The organism is Bdellovibrionales bacterium (assembly GCA_018266295.1).
Taxonomy (GTDB): Bacteria; Bdellovibrionota; Bdellovibrionia; order Bdellovibrionales; family Bdellovibrionaceae; genus JACMRP01.
Map to the genome: position 1 here is coordinate 537,151 of JAFEAQ010000011.1, position 19,453 is coordinate 556,603.

Below are 19,453 nucleotides of genomic sequence, written 5' to 3' on the forward strand. Positions count from 1 at the left end.
TTAAGATCCGCAGAAACCGCAGCAGCCTTCTTTCGCCTTTTTGGTAAGGCGCAGACGCCAGGTTTTCGGGCCCTGCTCCAAATATTCAAAAGCGAACTGCTCTGGGCGGACTTCCTGAAACTGTCTTAAGAGAGGAATGGGATCGTGATTATTAACGATCACCAAACTGTCGCCGCCCTCTAAATTATCAAAACTTTGGAAAATAAAACCATGACGCTCCCGAGGTGGGATGGTTTGTGCTTCGATGATAAATTCTTTCATTTGAGACTCCTCTGGTAACTTTTAAAAAGCATACAGGGCACCTCAAGAATCTTCCTTGATCAGAATCAATTTCTTGAACTTTACGACCGAGGAGAACCGTGGCCCTCCTCGACGCTTCTAAAAACTAAGCCTTCTTATTCCAAGAAGCACACCAGCCGTTACCAACAACCAATTTGCCGGCGAAAATAGTGCAAGTGCCGACCTCTTTGCCATTACGATCTTCTTTTTTCGCATAGAAGCCGCAAGTAGCGCACTTATTTCCTTTGGAATCAGCCGCTTTTGTATGGTCTTCAGTGTACTTTACGGCCTTTGCCACGGAGTCATTTGGATCCACCATTGGCATCGCACCGGCCGCACTACCACCGCTTTCAGCAGGACCTGCTTTACGTCTTCTTTCTTCAGCCGCAGCTTTGGAACCGAAAACAGTATTTAAAACAGTCGGTGCCACCAGAGTAACTCCAGCAAGTGAAGCAGCCGCTTTGAAAAACTCACGACGATTTAAATTTTTACTCATTCTATAGCCTCCATTTGATCTATTTAAATATCCTATGACTTTTCATTTGGTTTTCAATTAGAAAGTGTAAAAAGCATGATCGCGCTGCGCACAAGCAGAAATAAAAAAAGCCCCGAAGGGCTTTTTTAGCAATGAGGCTGTGTGGACGTGCGCGATTATTCTGCGGCTATGGCCTGAGGAATAAAGATCTTCGCACCTACGTATAGTTTTGATGGGTTGATCTTCTTGTTGGAATTCTGGATCGAAGCCAAAGACACTTTGTATTTGTCTGCGATGCTTGCGAGGTTGTCGCCTTTTCTAACAACGTGGTATTTGTTTTTCAAAGCCACTCTATTTTTAGCAGTTGCCGGCATACGTTTCGCGCCGTCGTTTGAAGAGTTCTCGGTGTTGCCAGGGATCGACAAACGAATGCCCACTTTCAACATACGACCGCGGCGGATATTATTCGCACGCTTTAATTGATTGATGCTCACAGAGTATTTCTTAGCAATAGAAGACAAGGTGTCGCCAGATTGAACCGTGTAGAAACGGCCGTTTCCTGCAACGATGTTTTCAGGCGTCGCTGATGGCGACGGCTTAGGATCTGTTTTCTTTCTTGCCACGACACTGCGCTTAGGAGCCACTGGAGTACGGTCAGGAACATAGAGCTTCATGCCGACTTTCAAGCGCTTGCCTTTTGGAATGTCATTGAGGTCACGAAGGTACGCCACCGTCGTACGGTACTTACGAGCCACCGTGTGGAGAGTATCACCACGGCGAATGCGGTAAACTTCTGTGTCACCGGCATCAGCAATGAATTCCGCTTTTTCTACGATACTCTCGTTCGCGGCCACTGTGGCTTGCTCAGACATTCCCGGTGGAATACGAAGTTCCAACTTATTATCAGCCATCAAAGGAGCGACCTCGCCCTTGAACTTTGGATTCAAGTCTTTGAAGTCTTCGTAGTTGATACCCATTTTTTCAGCCATCACACGAAGGTTCACTGGCTTATCCATTGTCACGTGGTCAAACTCGATCGGAGTCATGTAATCGATTTCGCCAAAGCCATACTTCACTGGATCTTTTGCAATCAACTTTGCCGCGATAAATTTAGGAATGTAGTGAATCGTTTCTTTCGGGAAACGTTTCTTTTTTGCCAATTCCCAGAAGTCACGCGTGTAGTGATTCATCACTTCACGTTTTACGCGGTTTTCACCCACGTTGTAGGAAGCCATCGCCAAGTACCAAGAACCGAAAACGCTGTAGAGACCTTTGAAGTATTCAGCCGCTGCTTGAGTCGCCAAAACCGGGTCTTTACGCTCATCCAACATGGTATTGATTTGCAAACCATAGCGTTTACCAGTTCCGCGGATGAACTGCCAGTAACCCACTGCCGCCGCATGTGAACGCGCCTGCGTGTTGAAACCGGATTCGATCAAAGCAATGTAGAAAAGATCTTCAGGAAGACCGTTGTCTTTCAAAACTTTCTTCATGAGCTTTTCATAGCGAGTCGAACGCGCCAAATAGCGTTCCATGTGGCGACGGCCACGGCCTTGAAAATAAGAAATCCATTGTTCAACCAATGGGTTTACTTCTGTGGGAATAGATTCCAATTCTTGGTCGACAACTTGAGGTCCGTCAGCATCTTTCACGCGGAAAGAATCGAGGTCTTTCAATGGAGTGGCATCGCCGTCTTTTGTCGTCGCAGCTGTTGAACCCTTAGTCGCATCTGGCGCAGTCGGATTATGAGCACAAGCGCTCAAGAACGCCAGGACCAAGGTCAGGGTAATATACTTCCGCATGAATCCTCCAAGTAATTTCCAGGCTACAAAAAGGACTCGGGATTATCAATAAAACATCACTTGATAATTGCTTTTTTATTATGCAAGTCCTGCCAAAGGACCAGGTTCCACTCTACTTTCGTGGAATCTAACAATTTATAGAGCAATGTATTTCGCAGAATGGCTTTGATATAGAAGCTCGTTTCTGTCCACGGAAGTTCGTCAAACCAGATTTCGTCCATCGGATTTGACGATGGTTTTGTCATCAGATCTTTCACTTCATCACGCGCTTCCGCGAAGATTTTCATCTTCGTCGGTCCCGCGTTATAGGCTCCCAGAGCGAAAGGCACGCTGCCACCGAATTGATCGAGCATCATCGAGATGTAGGTCGTACCGAGAGGAATATTAATCTCTGGACGGAACACGTCTTCAGGAATTTCGAGTTTTTTAATTCCCAAACGGCGCGCCACTTCTTGCGCCGTCGGTGGAATGAGCTGCATGAGACCTTGTGCGTTGGAAGTCGACTGCGCACGGATACCAAAAGCACTCTCTTGACGAATGAGGCTGCGTACCAAAATCGGATTTAGATTATATTTCTTAGCTTCAGCATCAATCCATGGCCCAAAAGCCTTCGGATAAATGAAAGACAGGGTCTCAGGACTGCGCAGAGAATTTTCTAAATCCATAGCGTCACTCATCCAACGAATCGCCGTCGGGAACTGATTGCTTCGCGACATGAACTTTGCGTAGTGATACTCAAGCCAAGGATTTTTGACGATGGGTAAAAGTTGAATCTCGGACTGTGCTTCCAACAACCAGCCGGCTTTTGTCAGTCCCTTAAAACGATTCCAGGCATTTTTCTGCTCACCTGAAACCCAGATCTCGCCGGTATTTGCAGGAATCGTGGTGCTCGCGTTGGGCCACAGGTATTCGCCTTTGTTTCCCTCTGCGGTCAAACGCAGGCCATAGTATGAAAAGGGATATCTTTCCACCAAGGCTTTTGCTTCAGAAGTCGCGCGCTCTTTTTCTTTATCGATATTTTCAAGACTGCGAACCAGCCAGTAACGAGCTTGAAGATCATAGCGGTCTTTTTTCTGGGCCAGCAATTTTTCAAATTGCGATTTCGCCGTACTAAAGTTTTTCAGACGCAAACTGATAAGCCCTGAACGCAACATCGCTTCGGCGGCCTCATCGGTTCCTGCATGAAACTCAATGAGTTTTGCAAAATGCATTTGGGCGCGTTCATACTGCCCGACCAGATGAGCAGAGCGGCCCGCGATCCAGTACAACACAGTCGCCTGCTGGCTGTGATGAAGATCCTTTAAGGCACTTTCAGCAAAGATCAGAGCTTGATCATAATCCGCACGTCGGTGCAAAGTTTGCGCCCATTCCGCGCGACGGAGAGAATCGATTTTTTCAAGTTCGGCAAAACCCTTTTCGTCTTTTTCATCACTCGGACTGCCTTCAAAAACCTGCTGATAAATTTCAAACGGCTTATCCCGCAGTCTGCGAGCCACTTTACTGCCGGCGTATTCCGTTTGAATCACCACAGAAGTTTTTAACGCCCCCATCAGGTCGCCGGCCTTGAGACTTTTATTCATTTTCTCTTCTAAAGCCGCCTCAGCACCTTCATTTTCAAGCACGCCTTCGATTTGCGGTGAGCTTGTATTGAATTTCAGAGAGAGCGCATTTTTCATCGCTTCAAAGCGATCCCGCGTCGGCTTGTTATCCCGCAGTTGCAAACTTTGCTCGTAATAGAACAAAGCTTTGCGATTGTCTTTTTTCTTTTCCGCAAACTCGCCGGCGTAGAAAAGCAAAGTCGCACGCGCGTCCTTGGGAATTTGTTCGGTATAATCTAAAAGCTCATTCACGCGCGCTGGCGTGCGGCTGGTGTCCAGCAAAGTCATCGAGGCCGTAATATAATCCTGCCACAAAGCTGTGCGCCAAGGACCGCTGTTCACGAACTCTTTGTGTTTGTGAATCCACTCCACTGGTTTTGTGAGTGATTTTTTATCCTTCGCTCCGTCGGTGTTTTTGATCTCACAGCGGATCCAGCTGCTCGCAATCCAGCCTTGGAGATCTTTATTGCCGGCAATAACTTTCGCTCCCAAAGCACCGCATTCCTTCCAGCGCTTTTTGATTTCGAAATACTTCATGCGCGATAGAACAGGCAAACCTGATTCTTTCACTTTGGGATCAAGATCATACAAATTCATCGCAGAGAGCTTCGACAGCTCTTTGGTTAAATCCACTTTCTGCGCTTCCCCGTTCGCCGCAAAAACAGCTTGAGATAAAAAGACAGAACCGATGATCGCATTGAATTTCAATCCACGAAAAGTCATACCCGCCTACTTCTGTTCGAAAGTGTACAGTTCATGATCCAAAGCTTCGCCCACTTTTAACAGATTATTAGGTGGAAAAGGTAGTTTTTCTCGACGCTTTTCCAGGGGACCGCTGTAAATCCATTTCACCTGGTCTTTCGGCAGGCTGTCGACGGCTTCGGATTCTCCGTCGTAAACCCGATTCACCAAGGCTTCACGTGCGGTGTAGTTGTAACCATGCGACCAAACATGCCCTGGGTATCCCATAAATAATTTGTGCCCGAGAAGCATCACGGGATGATCGTAGGTCGGTGTAATCATCACCGCTTCATTCACGTCGCGGTCTTTCATGAGGACCGCGGTTTTATTGAGCTCACGCTCCGATCCCCACTGAATGCCATGAGAGTACATCGGCAGCGAACGCACGAACACGATAAAGCCCGGAATTAAACAGAAGCAAACAATTGCTTTAAACCAGCGATTGCGGTCGTACCATAAAAAGTCCGTGAGGCCCATCAGCGCAAAGAGGTAACACCAAACCAAGAGCTTAATATTGTCCCAGTCCCAAGGCGCCAGAATCAGATGCGAAAACAGCATGAAGAATACAAAAGACATCGCCGTCGGTACAAAGAGATTCCATTTCTTTTGGCGTGCGAAAGTCACCAAGGCCGCAATCACTGCCACGATCCAGAAACCTAAGTTCAGGCTCCAGTAGGCGAAGTAATTCACCTCTGCAGGGCGGTTCCAGCCGCGCCAGTTCCAGTGAATCAGAGAATTCGTGCCGGCCTCGGGAATCAGGGCGTTCACCACAAACGGAAGGCCCAAAAGACCTGCAATCACGATTGGCAAAATCCACAGACGCAGGGCCCGTCGCGATAAAATCCAAAGTCCCAAGAACATGCTGACAAAGAAGAATGTGTGTAGATGGAAAAAACCCAGAGCGCCCCAGACAATGCCAACAATGATTTTTTCAATCAACGACGGCACCCATTCTCCGGCGAAGGACTTTTGAACCGCACGATATAACAAAACCCCCGCCGGCATCGCATACAGAAATCCCCGCTGAGTCAGAAGAATCGTTAAGAAGATATTTTTAAAATCCAGCGGCTGTTGGAGCTGAAAGTAATCAGTGCTGGGGATTCCACCGATAAAGTTAAAATAACCGCAGCTAAAGAACACGGCAAAAACCAGCAGCGGGCCACCCACGCTGTGCAAAGTAAAAAGCACCACGAGAAGCGCCAGCAAAGTCACTAGCGGCAAGTGGTTCATGATATCAAAGCCGAGATTTTCAAAGAACGAATTAAAGAAATCCATACCAAACGGATAACGGAAGCGATAGCCGCCATAGATTGGATTCTCGGGCCAGAAGTGCATGCCTTTCGCGATGGAACGAATCGCGCTCCAGTGGAAAGACATATCACCCAGATTAAAATTGTTCTGAATCCAGTAATTGCCGCCTTTAAAATACACAAGAAAGATGGAGTGGAAATAAATCCCAACAACAATGAGAGCATAGAGAAAAAACACCGGAAGACTGACCGGCGGAACTCGCAGCTGGAGTTTCCAGTGGCGCGAAAGCCAAAGAGCCGCGCCCGCACCCCCCACAAGACTTAAGAGGCTCACCGCCGGCACCAGATGACCAACGAGCAAAGCCCCCAAGCAGCCGATAAAGGCGCTCAGAGACAGAAACAGCAACGAGAAGATGATCATAGAGGGGCTCCGATGTCCTTGAGTTCCCAAGAGAATCTGTTTTGGAATGAATCGCGTTTCACATACACATAAATCGGCGAGCGGCTTTGGCGTACGTCCAATGTAAACACCCCATACTCGCCCGCTTTTCCGGTTTCTTTTAATTTATCTTCGATGATCTTTTGGTCTTTGGTGTCCACCATGTAGATCAAAGCGCCGTCTTCAACTTTCTGGTTTGTTTTGAAGTAGCTCAAGTTATAAAACTTCGCGAAGACAATCGGAATCGGCCAAGATTCTTCGGTGCCGACCTGAACCGTCTGTTCACGCAAGAGCGGTTGCTCACGCACGAGCTCCTGCGTTTTCGCGATGAACTCTTTCATCTGATAAGTCGAATTGACATAGACATAAGGGTGGGTCATGTCGATCGGATTATTATACACAATCTGATACTGAATCTTGGCTTCCCACGCACACATGCCAAAGACAAGCACACAGGCCACAGCACGCTGCCAGCCCGGCCAGCGCGTTGTGATGTCCTCGAGGACCAAACCGCTGACAATCGCAAACGGCCAAATGATTGAGATAATACACCACGGAGTCTTATACGGGATCGCCGAATAGATCAGCCACAAGAAGAACGTCATGACGAGGTAAAAGCGGATCCACTTGTTTTTAAGCGCAAAGGGAATGGCCACCAAGTAGCCCACAAGCACGGCGAACTCGTTCACACCCATCAGCTTTGTCCAATGCAGGAATTCTTTTTCGTGACCGCTGCCGCCCACGCCGGTTTTCAACCAAGGCATCAATGCAACAAAGAAATCACGCAGGCCTTTGGGATTACCGCCAAAGCCCGAATAGACGCCGATAAAAAGCAACAGCATCGCAAACAGCGGCATATAGACTTCGCGCTTTTTAAAATTTAATTTCAAATCTTTCCACCACACCGAGTACTTGATCGTCTTACGCTCGGTCAGCATCACCATCAGGAACGCCGGCACCAGTGCCAGAATCAAAACCACGAAGGTTTCTTTAAGAGCCATCATTCCAAGGAGGCTCGCCGCAAACGCCCACCAGAATTTTTTAAATTCTTTTTCGGTGAGGTAATGAAACGACATGAAGCCCAAGACTTGGAAAAACACAAAAGAGGATTCGTGAATCCCCGAGCGTCCGTAAAAAGACATCGCGGGACTCACCAGAAGCAGCAAACTGGCCCAGCGAAAAGCCGTGCGATGTTTCACCGGCCCCATCCACAAAATGAAAATCGTCAGAAAAGAAAAGATCGACGCCACAATGCGTGTACTCAAAAAATCAAAGCCGGTGAAAAACTGCACGAAGTGGACCATGTAAAACATCAGTGGGCCGTGGTAATTGGTCGGATCATAAGTGAAATATCCGTCCTCCCAGATTCTTTGTACGAACCACATGTTGATGCTTTCGTCGAAATGAATCGGCTTGTTGTCGAGAAGAACAAAGCGCAACATCGCCGCAAACAGCAAAAAGGTGATACTAAAAATGCAGGCCAGTGGTTTTTCTTTGAATTTCGCCATAATGTTTGTCATGAAATTATTCTAAGTTTCGATAGTTAGAAGGAAAAGTGAAAAATGACTCCACGCCCACAACTCTCTCTCTGCATCCCGGTGACAATGGATACCGGCCTGATTCAAGAGTTTGTGGAAAACGTCAGTCAATTCTTTCAAAAGTTCCCGTTGTTGTATGAAGTTCTCTTCTCTGTGAATCCGAATCAGGATCAAAGTCTGTCTTTACTGCAATACTTAGCTGAAAGAAATCCCCATTACCGAATCGTCGAGAACAAATCCAAGCTCAGTCGTGCTCAAAACATATGCAATTTATTTTCTCAAGCGCGCGGTGATGTGTTGATCGCAACCGACCTTGATCTGGCTGCGCCGCTCAGTGAAGTGTTCAAGATGCTCGAGGTTTTCTACTCTGATAAAGAAACAGAGGTTGTTTTCGGCAATCGCTTTAAATCGAAGAAAAATCTCGAAACTCTGATTGTCGAAGCCGACAAGATGGAAAGCTTTTTCCGAGACGTGCTGAAGGATAAAACTCAGTGGCCTTTTGCCGATCCCTTCTGCCCGCTTGTGGCCATTCGCCGCACGAGCTTTGAAAAGATCAAAGCTGCTTTAAAACCTCGTGGCTGGCACTGGACGCAAGAGCTTCAGCGCGTCGCCCTCACACACGAGTTGAAGTATCAGGAAATCCCGCTCTACATGGGCTCCCGAAAAGGAACAAAGCCCCCGAAATCGGAGGCTTTGCATTTACTTCACTTCGTTTTGTTCCGGGTTTGAGTTGATCAATTTTTGCAGCAACTCTTTAGCCTGTCCCACTTGTTTCTGAACGGTGGCGGCGTCTTTGTATGTTCCCAGCATATCTTCCGGCGCAAAACTCATCACTTGGAAGACCTCATACTGTTTTGTGATCGCATCCCCGTATTCACGGCGAAGACTTGGCGGAATTCGCGCGAGCATGCGCTCCAGCTCAAGCCCCGAAGCCTCTTGGCCTGAAATGTTTCCGAGCACGAGGTTAAAGATATTCATCATCTCTGCACCAATGCCGCGATAATCGTTTTTCTTTAAAAGCGCATCCAACTTCTTGTAGCGCTTATTCACAAGATCACGCAGATTTTGCCGACGGCGTCCCCAGCCGAGCTCCACTTTTGAGCGCCATACGAGGAACAAAGCCACCAAACCATAAATGCCGCCCCAGAAGCCCGGCATCGACGCAAAACGGAAGCTGCTTGGATTATCCCAAGTCAGAATCAAATCCGGCAGAACATTGCCTGAAAGTTTGTTCGGCGCAGGGGTTGCCGGAGCTTTTCCCCCGGGAGTCGTCGCACCAACAGCTCCCACATTACCAGAAGGCGCGTTTGGATTTGGTTCGATGTGCAAAATAATTTCCTGAGTCTGGCGTTTTTCGTATTTTTTCGCCTGCGGATCAAAAGTGCCAACACTGATCGCCGGGATTTTCAATTCACCTTCTTGGCGCGGGATCAAAAGAATTTCAAACTCTTTATAACTGCGGCCGTTTTTAAAGAACTTCGCATCTGATTTGGTATCGTAAACTTCGACGGTCTTTGGCCAATCAATCGCCGGGAGTTCAATCAGTTTTGCATTGCCGGTTCCCTCAAAGCGCACTTTCAAACTGAAGGGTTGATTGACCAGAAAATTCTGCCCATCGGCCGTGGCATGCACGTCAAATTGTCCCACCGCGCCCGAGAAATCAGACGGACGGCCTTCTTGCGGAAGTGGCTTCACGTTGATCTTTACGCGCTGAGAACTCTTGGTGTATTCATAAGCTTGGCCAAAACCAAAACCGCCAAAGCCACTGGTCGGAAGACGCACGCGGGATTTGATTTTGTATTCATCAATCACCGCCGTCCCCGCTTTGATCGGAAACAAAGCGTGCGAAGCCAGCAAAGCTTTCTTATAGACCACGCCGTTGATAATTTCTTCGCTGAACTGGATGGATGGAACTTCTTCGATGATCTCTTTCCAGAAACCTTTTAGATCCGGAAACTTCAAACGATCCAGGCTCTCCATCTGCCCGCGTGTGTAAATGTACCAGCTCGCAGTGACTTGTTCGCCTTCGTAGACATCGGTTTTATCCACTTCGACCTGAATAAAGAAAGCTTCGTTCGGATTTGAGGGCATGGATCTATATTGCGGTTCTGCCTGAGGACGGCCGGTGTTGACCCCGGGACCCATTCCACCGCCCACGCTCGGAGGCATCCCGCCCCCACCGCGGCGTTGAAGCAGCTGATTGAAAAGCTCTTCTTCGGCACGATCCATTTCATCCAGCATATCTTGGCCAGGCACATTGCCGCCAAAACCTTGCTGCATCTGACGTCGCAGCTGCTGCGCACGCGAGCCTCCACGCGGTTGAGCACCACTGCCAGATCCGGCTTCGCCGACTGAAATCGTCACAGGCTGAGTGTTATAAACTTTGCCTTCAACCACAACTTCAAAAGCGCCGACGCTGTAAGTGCCTTTTTTACGAGGAGCCAGGAGGTAATTAAAATCTTTGCGGCGCTGAACTTCAAACTGCATGCCGCCGGAGCCGTTCACTAATCTTTGTGAGGTGCTGCTCGACTGCCAGCTATTGAGAAGCTCAAAGCCGTCCATGTCCGGAGCGCGCGGCTCTTTGATATCGACAGACTCATCAGAACTCACAGAGACGGCGAGAGTAAATGAATCCCCCACAGCCATTTCATTGCGATCGACCGTGGCTTGAACGCTGACTTTGGCCATCGCCGCCGGTGCCGCGAACGCCGCTAATAAAAGAGCCTGACACAAATGTTTACCAATCTTTGTCACGAGGTTGCTCCTTCACGTCCTTACGATTGTACTCAGAACGAATTTTTTGTTCTTGCTGCTTAATTTCACCGAGGATCTTTTTCACATCCCCTTCGGAAAGTTCTTGGCCTTTGAAAGGACGCGGCTGGTATTTCTGGTTCTTACCATACTGCTGAGGCTGCTCTTTTTTCTTATCCTTGCCGTCTTTATCGTCCTTCTTTTGATCCTTATTGTCTTTCTGGTCTTTCTTCTGATCTTTATTATCTTTTTGATCCTGCTTGTCTTGTTGATCTTGTTTGTCTTTTTGATCCTTTTGATCTTTCTTATCGTCGCCGCCGCCTTTTTGGTCTTGCTGCTGCATTTGGATCAAAAGTTCAATATTGTGTTTGGTCTCTTTTGAAGCGGGCTCAATACCGAGAGCTTTTTGATAGAGCTCTAAAGCCTCATCGACTTTCTTATCTTTACCAAGAAGTTGAGCTTGATTGAAATAAGCCATGAATTTGACGTCGTCGTTCTTAGCATACTTTAATGCGTTCTCGTAAGACGGTGCGGCTTTTTCAGGCTGCTGTTGGCCTTCGTAAGTTAGACCCAAATCCAAATGCGTTTCCGCCGAGAACGGATCAAACTCGAGAGTTTTAATATAATTATCAAATGCGGTTGCGTAGTTCTGCGCTTTCAACTGCGTATTCGCCTGACGGTTGAGCCACAGAGATTTCAAATGCGGAAAATTCGGAGAGTACGCCCAGGACGGCGAAAAGCGAATGATGCCGCTCCAGTTTAAAAAACACAGCGACAAAACCAGCATGACGATTACGAGAACGGCCACAGTCAGCTTCTTCATACCGGCGGCACCTCATAACGGCCCTTCCACAAGCGGAAGCCCGCACGTCGTTCACCCAGGAACAATTCCACAAGTCCCAATAAAATCCCAATCAGCAAGAACAACTGAAAACGCTCTTCGTACTGAACGGCCATCTTGGATTCAAATTCCGCTTTTTCGAGTTTTTCAAGATCGCTTGCGACGTTCTTAATATAGTCACTGCCGTAGGTGGCAAAATAGAAAGAGCCTTCACCGGCGGAAGCAAGCGCACGCAGCTCATCCCCCTTTACGGTGGTAATAATCGTTTGACCTGAGCGGTCTTTTTTATTGGCTTTCCAGAACCCCATGCCGTCTTTCATCGGAATCGGGCCGCCTTTTTCAGTCCCGTAAGCCAGAGTAAAGATCTTCACACCGGATTCCGCGAGCTTCTTCGCCGCTTCAATCGCGCCGGGCTCGTGATCTTCACCGTCAGAGGCAATCAAGATCACACGAGTCACTTTTGTCGTGTCATCGTTGGCAACCCCGCCGCGCTTAAACGAATCCACCGCAAGTTTCAGAGCCTCTTCAAAGCTAGTCCCTTGGCTGCTGACAGAAGAAGGACTTAAAGATTCAAGGTACATTTTAATTGCGTTCGGGTCATTTGAGAGCGGCGAAAGCACTGCTGCCGATCCCGCAAAGGCAATAACCCCCACGCGATTGCCCGGCATGCGGTCGAGCAAGCGGCTTAAATCCGTCTTTGCTTGTTCCAAACGGCTGGGGCGGACGTCTTCAGCCAGCATACTTTCAGAGACGTCGACGGCGAACATGATCTCGACGCCTTCGCTTTTAATCTCTTGCATGCTTTGTCCCATTTGCGGGCGCGCCAGAGCCACGACAAAGAATAAAATCACTAAGCTCTGCAAAATGCGCTTGATGTTGCGTTTTTTCGAAGACACCGAGCTTGAAAGAAACGGATACAAACGCGTGCCGATGACTTTAGCCATTTTTGCGTGGGCGCGTTTTTGGAAAATCACGGCTAGCACCCACAACAGCGGGATCGCCCAAAGGAAGTAAAACGCCATGGGATTTTCAAATCGCATTATGGCACCCTCCTTAAGAATGTTTTCGCCAGAAGAACCGCAATCAGATAACAAATCAAAGCGGCTTGCAGGTACGGCGGAAACAATTCTGTATAACGAGTGTACTTATTCACGTCGACTTTGGTTTTTTCCAAAGAGTCGATTTCTTTAAAGATGCCATCAAGAGAGTCTTCTTTCGAAGCGCGGAAGTATTTACCACCGGTGTCCTTCGCCATCCGCGAGAGCAGGTCTTCATTCACCGTGCTATCAAACGGCTGATAGGTTTTTACTTTATTACCGAAGAGGTCGCGCTGATAAATCGGAATCTTCGTCGGACCGTCTTTACCGATCCCGATCGAGTAGATTTTCAAATCATAACCCTTTGCGATTTCAAGCGCGGTTTCAGGGTCAATCGTTCCGCTGTTGTTTTCCCCGTCCGTCATAAAAACAATGATACGGCTTTTCGCCGTGGAGTCTTTCAAACGGCCGGCGGCATTCGCCAAAGCCACCCCAATCGCCGTACCATCTTTGATATTGGCATTTGCCGCTGTTGTGATCTCTTTGACGCGCTCAAGGATCAGTTGATAATCCAACGTCAGCGGCACGAGGGTAAAGCTTTCACCGGCAAACACCAAAAGACCGATACGGTCCGACGTCCGCTTTTCGATAAACTGCTTAATCGTTTCTTTCGCAGCTTCCAGGCGGTTTGTCGGCTTCATATCTTCAATGAGCATACTGTCAGAAACGTCGAGAGCGATCACGATATCAATCCCTTCAACGTTCTTTTTCACTTTTGTATTCGCTTCCTGCGGACGCGCCAGCGCGATGATTGCCAGCCCCAACGCTATAGCCTTTAAAAGCGACGGCAACATCATAAAACGTGTGCGCGGGCTTGGTGGAATCGACTTGATGAGTTTTAAAGAACTAAACTGCAAAGACGGAATCTTGCGTTTACGATGCAAGAAGTTCCATACCAGAATCGCAATCAGAGGAATGAAAAGAGCCAGCGCCCAAAGGGTTTTCCACGAGGTCATCGCGCCCCCTTCTTCACAGTCTCTTCACGGTTCATGAAGCCATCAATGCCCTCAAGAGTCTTACGAAGAGTCTCAGACAGCTGACTCACGTCGCTGGCTGAAAGCTTCGCCTTCGTCGCCTCTGCTTTTTTAAACTCATTGAACAACGTACGGATTTTACTCGCATACTCCGCATAGACCAGCGGATGATAGCGGCGGATGTCGTTTAAGATCAATCTTTCGCCCCACTCGAATGCCGGCACATGCAGGCGACGGCTCACGAAAACTTTAAACATTCGCGAAAGTTCTTTCACGCCGTCATGAAGTTCTTCCACCGTGCCTTCTTTGCCATAAAAAACCGGATTTGCACGCTGAAGTTTGCGCATCGATTGGTGAAATTCCTGTAGGGGGCTTAACGCCACATCGTGCTCTTTCAAGCGGAGCAACATTTCACGGCGCTGATTAAAGCGCCAGATGCGTAAAAAAATCATCAAGGCCATAAAGCCGATAGTTCCCAACAAAACCAACCAGTAAAGCAAAGGCACCGGAATCACCGCAGGACCGAAGGGACCAAATGGTTCCGGCTTTGCCGGCTGCTGCTGACCTTGTTGCATGGCCGCCGCAGGATCTGGCTTTGGCAAAACGCTGGTGACTTCAAACTGCAAAGGACCAAGATCCACTTCTTTGGCTCCGTCGGTCAGCACCAACTGCGGCACTTGAACTTTGCCGGCGATGTAGGTCGTCACTTTGATGTCGGCTTCTTCGGGCGAACGGAACTCAAAGCCTAAAACTTTAAGCACGTACTTCATATTGGCATCGCCCTTAAAGCTTAACTTTTCTTGATTGAGATCCTTTGGCCAGTCGCCTTTGCAATTCAAATAGAATTCCCGGCCCACAGTGAGCTGATTGTCCTCAAGACCTGAGATTTTAGGAATGTCCAAATTGCACTGCATATATATCTACAATCTCAACTATCTCTTTTTGAAGAACGCGACTAACGGATCCACGTAGTTCCCGCTCGAGTTCACATCCACTCTTTCCACTTGTGCCAGACGAAGCTGTTTATCACGAACCTCTTGACGCTTTTTAAGCTCACGCAAATAGTCGCGCTTAAACACCGAAGAGGAGGTATCGACTGTGAGCACTTCGCCGGTTTCAGGATCTTGGAGTTCCACCACTCCCAAATCCGGCAACTGCGCTTCGGCCGCATCATTCACAACACACGCAACGACTTCATGCTTTCGTCCCAAAAGACGCAAAGCCTGCTCATAGTTATCATCAAAGAAGTCCGAGAAAATAAACACGGTGGCGCGCTTTTTCAATAAACCCTGCAAGTATGTCAAAGCCGAAGAGATCTTGGTTTCATGGCTCTTCGGTTTATAGTAGAACAAGTCGCGCAAGATCCGATGAACGTGACCACGGCCTTTTTTCGGCGGCACAAAGTGCTCTACTTGATCGCTAAACAATAACAAACCCACTTGGTCATTATTTTTGACGGCAGAAAACGCAAGCAACGCCGCCAAGTGAGTCATCACTTCGCCTTTAAAGTAGCCACCGGTACCGAAATCTGTGGAACCGCTGACATCCACCGCAAGAATAATGGTTAATTCACGTTCTTCCTCGAAGGTTTTGATGTAAGGCTTTCCGGTACGGGCAGTGAGTGGCCATGAAATCGCGCGCACATCATCGCCCGGAACGTATTCACGGAAATCCGAGAAAGTCATCCCCTGCCCTTTGAAGTGAGTATGGTACTCACCTGCAAAGAGATTGTTCACAAGCTTTCTTGTGTTGATCTCAAGAAGTTTAACCTTCTTGAGGACCTCAGGAGGTAGGCTCAAACTAATTCACCTCAATTTGTGTCAAAATTTCTTTGATCACATCGTCCGTTTTAATATTTTCAGCTTCGGCTTCGTAAGTCAGAATCAAACGGTGACGAAGAACGTTGTAAGCAATCGCCTTCACGTCTTCTGCCGTGACGTAACCACGTCCACGAATAAACGCGTGGGCCTTGGCGGCACGGAAAAGTCCAATCGTCGCACGCGGCGAGCCGCCGACGTTCACGAGGTTGGCAATACGGCTCAAGCCATATTCCCCCGGATGACGAGACGCCATCACGATTTCAACGATGTAGTTTTTAATTTTATTATCAACATAGATTTGATCCGCGCGCTCAGACACCCGCAAAAGATCTTCTTTTGAAATCACCGGGCTCACGACCGGTTTTTCATTCGTGCCCATGCGATTAAGGATTTCAAGCTCGTCCCCCTTTGTCGGGTAAACGACGTTGATCTTGAACATGAAACGGTCCATTTGGGCTTCAGGCAATGGATAGGTTCCCTCTTGCTCGAGCGGATTTTGCGTCGCTAGAACCAAGAACGGATTTTCAAGCTTGTAAGACTGCTCGCCGATGGTGACTTGCTTTTCAGCCATGGCTTCAAGCAGGGCTGATTGCACTTTTGCCGGCGCACGATTGATCTCATCGGCCAGAACGATATTTGTGAACACAGGACCCTTGCGCGGATTGAATTCACCCGTCTTCGGATTAAAGATCATCGTACCAATCAAATCTGTCGGCAACAAATCAGGCGTGAACTGAATGCGCTGGAAATCCAGAGAAATTGTTTTTGAAACCGTCGCAATCGTCAGAGTCTTAGCCAGTCCAGGCACACCTTCCAAAAGGATATGTCCACCGGTGAGGAGACCCATCATGATTCCCTCGACCATCTCTTTCTGGCCCACCACGACCTTGCTGATTTCTTGCATCATCTTATCAACGAATTGGCTTTCTTGTTTTATCGCAGCATTCAACGCCAGAATATCGATTTCGCTCACAAAATACCTCCGATGAGACCAAGGTTTATTTCACAATTTTGCTGTGATATTCGCAAGCTAAGTCTTACTGCTGCTACGCACTACTTACAGTTGCCAACAACTTCTGTGCATGGGACAAAATAAGAGTATGACAGTGAACTCTACCAAGGTCTGGATTTTCATTCTTATAAGCTCCCTCACACTGCTGATTCTCGGCTATGAAATCGGCGAACGCTTAGGACTCTTCATTGGGTTTCTCTGTGCGGTGGGCCTGAACTTCTTCGTGTTCTTCTACGGAGAGTCGCAAATATTGAATTCACTCCACGCTAAACAAATCAAAGGCCAAGACGCCTGGGGCCTTGAAGAGATTTTAGAAAAATACTCGGCCCACTTGGGTATTGAAGCTCCGGATCTGTACCTGGTCCCTTCTGAAACTGAAACCGCGTTCTGCGTAAATCACCTGTGGCGCCGAGGATCGCTGGCGATCACAACAGGATTATTGAAGAGCTTCCACAAAGAGGACCTCGAAGCGGTCCTTGCTTACCAACTTTGCTCATTGAATAAGCTTGATTCTTTCATGGTGGGCGTAACCAGCACTCTGGCGAACGCGCTCGTGGGCCTGGGTCTTTTGCTCGATCACTTCTGGCCGCCGAATTATTTCTTACTCAAGGGCCAGAAACAAAAACCCTTCTTGAGACTTTTCACTCCGATCGGCTGGGGGCTGATTAAGCTCGCCAACGGTCACAAACGTTTTTACCAAAATGACTTGCAAGCGGCAGAGCTTATTCACGACCGCTTCCGCCTGGCTGAAGTCTTGTGGCGCCTTGAGGGCTTGGCACAAACCCAGCCTCTGCGTCCGCCGCCGTGCTCGAGTCATTTGTTTATTGTGAACCCAGAAGGTTATCGTCAGAAATTATTATTCAAATCCCATCCTTCGATCGAAGTGCGTTTGCAAAAACTGATGGGATATTATCCGATCTAAAAGAGGTTGTTCATGCCTGACAAAATGGAAGCATCGTTTTCAATTCTTGCTATGTCCATCGCTTCATCCGCTGTGATGTCCATGGGCCTTGCGCCGGATCCCAACACCGGCAAAACCAGCAAGGATAAAAACATGGCTCGCTTCAACATCGACCTGCTCATGATGTTGCAAGAAAAAACCAAGAATAACCTCAACAAGGAAGAGCAGCAGTTCCTTGAAAATATCATTAGCGATTTGCAAGTTAAGTTCGTGCAGTCATAAAGCACGTTTTTAGGAGAAGATACCCATGAAAAAAGCATTTTTTGCTCTCATCGTCGTCCTCGCAGCGGGATTGGGATACGCTCAAATTCCGCAAAGAACTCCGCCGCCAATGAAGCTGTCGGATCCATTGCCGGCCAACCTCTTTGTTGAGCTTGGCAAAGCCATCAATCCGGCGGTTGTGAACATCTCTACCCTTGCCATCCCCCGCGTCCCGAGAGGCGGCATGCAACGCGATCCTATGCTCGACATGCTTGAGCAATTCTATGGCGTGCCACTCCAGCCACGCCAGCAAGCGCCGGTTCAACCGGGCAAACCACGCCCCTACGGTTTGGGCACAGGCTTTATCATCCGTGAAGACGGTCTTATCGTCACAAACAATCACGTGATCCAAGGCGCTGACGGCATTCAAGTTCAGCTCACGGAAAAATCCGACAAGCTCTATGATGCCAAAGTCATCGGTTACGACGAGCGCACGGATATTGCGCTGATCAAAATCAATCCGGATGGCAAACTCCCGGTCGCAGCTTTGGGCTCAAGCAAAGACCTCGAAGTCGGCGAATGGGTTGCAGCCTTCGGGAATCCTTACGGCCACGGTCACTCAATGACGAAGGGGATTATTTCCTCCAAGGGTCGTGAGATCGGCGAAATCAACAAGATCCCTCTGCTGCAAACAGATGCGAGCATCAACCCGGGGAACTCCGGCGGTCCGCTCGTAAACACCAAAGGTTATGTGATCGGCGTGAACTCAGCGATCGATGCGCGCGCGCAAGGCATTGGCTTTGCGATTCCGATCGATGAAGTGAAAGCCATCATTCCGCAGCTTGAAAAATCAGGCCGCATTGAAAAAGGCTTCATCGGTGTGAGACTCGGCGATTTGGATCCGAGCGTGGATCCATCGTACCTGGGCCTTGAAGAGGCTGAGGGAGCTGTGATCACGGGCTTAGAGAAAAACGGTCCTGCCGCAAAAGCGGGGCTTCGTGCGTACGACATCGTCGTTGAATTCAACGGCCGCAAAATCAAGTCCTCCATGGATTTGATGGATGCTGTGGGCGATGCAAAAATCGGCAGCACGGTTCCCGTGAAACTGATTCGCGAACGCAAGCCGGTCAACGCACGCGTTGCCGTGCTTGAGCGCCCGGATTTCAATGCTGCGAAAAATGCTCCAGCACCTGGAAACTACAAGGGTCAAAAAGCTCCCTTCGGCTTGGGCTTTTCGGTTGCAGATCTGACGTCGGAACTTCGCACCGAGTACATGATTCCACCGGATGTCCAAAACCCGATGATCATCGAAGTTGAACGCAGCAGCGTTGCCTCCATGGCGGGGCTTAGAGTCGGAGACCTAGTCTTAGACATAAACAAAAAAGAGGTTACTAAAGCTCTGGATGTCGCTAAGGCATTGAAGAAGGGAACCAATACATTGCGTCTGGCACGCGGGAATCGCTTAATGATTGTGACTATCGACACAAAATAGAATTTGATTTATAGATAAAAAAATGTTTTCTTAAAAAGCTCACGTTGATACGTGGGCTTTTTTTATGTTTTTTGTACGCATTCCAAAATGAGACATCTTTCGCATAAACCCGGGATGGGACGCAGTTAATTTAGACTTAGGTCTTAAGCTTTAACCCGAAAGAGCCGTTGGTTTATATGGAA

General features: G+C 48.4%; 17 protein-coding genes. 4 read left to right on the forward strand and 13 right to left on the reverse strand.

Annotated elements, in window-relative coordinates; translation table 11 throughout:
• The 6 genes from JSU04_11315 to JSU04_11340 all read right to left on the reverse strand — a co-directional run bounded on the left by JSU04_11315 (position 1) and on the right by JSU04_11340 (position 8,104).
• A complete protein-coding gene (locus tag JSU04_11315; GenBank protein ID MBS1970890.1) occupies positions 1 to 261 on the reverse strand; it encodes a DUF2249 domain-containing protein in 261 nt (86 codons plus the stop codon).
• 124 nt (positions 262 to 385) lie between these two features.
• Entirely contained in the window at positions 386 to 775 is a 390-nt protein-coding gene (locus JSU04_11320; GenBank protein MBS1970891.1) for a high-potential iron-sulfur protein, read from the reverse strand.
• A 155-nt stretch (positions 776 to 930) separates the two neighbouring features.
• A complete protein-coding gene (locus tag JSU04_11325; protein MBS1970892.1) occupies positions 931 to 2,556 on the reverse strand; it encodes a LysM peptidoglycan-binding domain-containing protein in 1,626 nt (541 codons plus the stop codon).
• A 56-nt stretch (positions 2,557 to 2,612) separates the two neighbouring features.
• Complete coding sequence (locus JSU04_11330; protein ID MBS1970893.1) at positions 2,613 to 4,877, reverse strand: transglycosylase SLT domain-containing protein; 2,265 nt, start codon at positions 4,875 to 4,877, stop codon at positions 2,613 to 2,615.
• Positions 4,878 to 4,883: 6 nt separating this feature from the next.
• A complete protein-coding gene (locus JSU04_11335; GenBank protein MBS1970894.1) occupies positions 4,884 to 6,566 on the reverse strand; it encodes a hypothetical protein in 1,683 nt (560 codons plus the stop codon).
• Positions 6,563 to 8,104, reverse strand: a complete 1,542-nt coding sequence (locus JSU04_11340) for a glycosyltransferase family 39 protein (protein ID MBS1970895.1) — start codon at positions 8,102 to 8,104, stop codon at positions 6,563 to 6,565. Before JSU04_11340 ends, JSU04_11335 begins: the two co-directional genes overlap by 4 nt.
• Before the next feature lie 42 nt (positions 8,105 to 8,146).
• On the opposite strand from JSU04_11340, the gene JSU04_11345 reads away from it, so the two are divergent.
• A complete protein-coding gene (locus JSU04_11345; protein MBS1970896.1) occupies positions 8,147 to 8,851 on the forward strand; it encodes a glycosyltransferase in 705 nt (234 codons plus the stop codon).
• Here the strand turns inward: JSU04_11345 and JSU04_11350 are convergent.
• The 7 genes from JSU04_11350 to JSU04_11380 are packed head-to-tail and all read right to left on the reverse strand — an operon-like array spanning position 8,822 to position 16,578.
• A complete protein-coding gene (locus JSU04_11350) occupies positions 8,822 to 10,876 on the reverse strand; it encodes a protein BatD (GenBank protein MBS1970897.1) in 2,055 nt (684 codons plus the stop codon). The genes JSU04_11345 and JSU04_11350 overlap by 30 nt on opposite strands.
• Entirely contained in the window at positions 10,860 to 11,660 is an 801-nt protein-coding gene (locus JSU04_11355; GenBank protein MBS1970898.1) for a tetratricopeptide repeat protein, read from the reverse strand. The genes JSU04_11350 and JSU04_11355 overlap by 17 nt, the downstream gene beginning before the upstream one ends.
• 32 nt (positions 11,661 to 11,692) lie before the next feature.
• Positions 11,693 to 12,757: a VWA domain-containing protein gene (locus JSU04_11360; protein ID MBS1970899.1), complete on the reverse strand. Its 1,065-nt coding sequence runs from the start codon at positions 12,755 to 12,757 to the stop codon at positions 11,693 to 11,695.
• On the reverse strand, positions 12,754 to 13,767 hold the full coding sequence (locus tag JSU04_11365; protein MBS1970900.1) for a VWA domain-containing protein: 1,014 nt from the start codon (positions 13,765 to 13,767) through the stop codon (positions 12,754 to 12,756). Before JSU04_11365 ends, JSU04_11360 begins: the two co-directional genes overlap by 4 nt.
• The gene (locus JSU04_11370) at positions 13,764 to 14,699 is read right to left on the reverse strand and encodes a hypothetical protein (protein MBS1970901.1); all 936 of its coding nucleotides are present in this window, start codon (positions 14,697 to 14,699) and stop codon (positions 13,764 to 13,766) included. Before JSU04_11370 ends, JSU04_11365 begins: the two co-directional genes overlap by 4 nt.
• An 18-nt stretch (positions 14,700 to 14,717) precedes the next feature.
• Positions 14,718 to 15,584 carry a DUF58 domain-containing protein gene (locus JSU04_11375; protein ID MBS1970902.1) on the reverse strand — a complete coding sequence of 289 codons (867 nt, stop codon included), beginning with the start codon at positions 15,582 to 15,584 and terminating at the stop codon, positions 14,718 to 14,720.
• 1 nt (position 15,585) lies between these two features.
• The gene (locus tag JSU04_11380) at positions 15,586 to 16,578 is read right to left on the reverse strand and encodes a MoxR family ATPase (GenBank protein MBS1970903.1); all 993 of its coding nucleotides are present in this window, start codon (positions 16,576 to 16,578) and stop codon (positions 15,586 to 15,588) included.
• A gap of 127 nt (positions 16,579 to 16,705) precedes the next feature.
• On the opposite strand from JSU04_11380, the gene JSU04_11385 reads away from it, so the two are divergent.
• The 3 genes from JSU04_11385 to JSU04_11395 are packed head-to-tail and all read left to right on the forward strand — an operon-like array spanning position 16,706 to position 19,271.
• Positions 16,706 to 17,539 (forward strand): M48 family metalloprotease, encoded by an 834-nt coding sequence (locus tag JSU04_11385; GenBank protein ID MBS1970904.1) that lies wholly within the window; start codon positions 16,706 to 16,708, stop codon positions 17,537 to 17,539.
• A 12-nt stretch (positions 17,540 to 17,551) separates the two neighbouring features.
• A complete protein-coding gene (locus tag JSU04_11390) occupies positions 17,552 to 17,800 on the forward strand; it encodes a DUF1844 domain-containing protein (GenBank protein MBS1970905.1) in 249 nt (82 codons plus the stop codon).
• A 25-nt stretch (positions 17,801 to 17,825) separates the two neighbouring features.
• Entirely contained in the window at positions 17,826 to 19,271 is a 1,446-nt protein-coding gene (locus JSU04_11395) for a trypsin-like peptidase domain-containing protein (GenBank protein MBS1970906.1), read from the forward strand.
• The last annotated feature ends 182 nt before the right edge of the window (positions 19,272 to 19,453 follow it).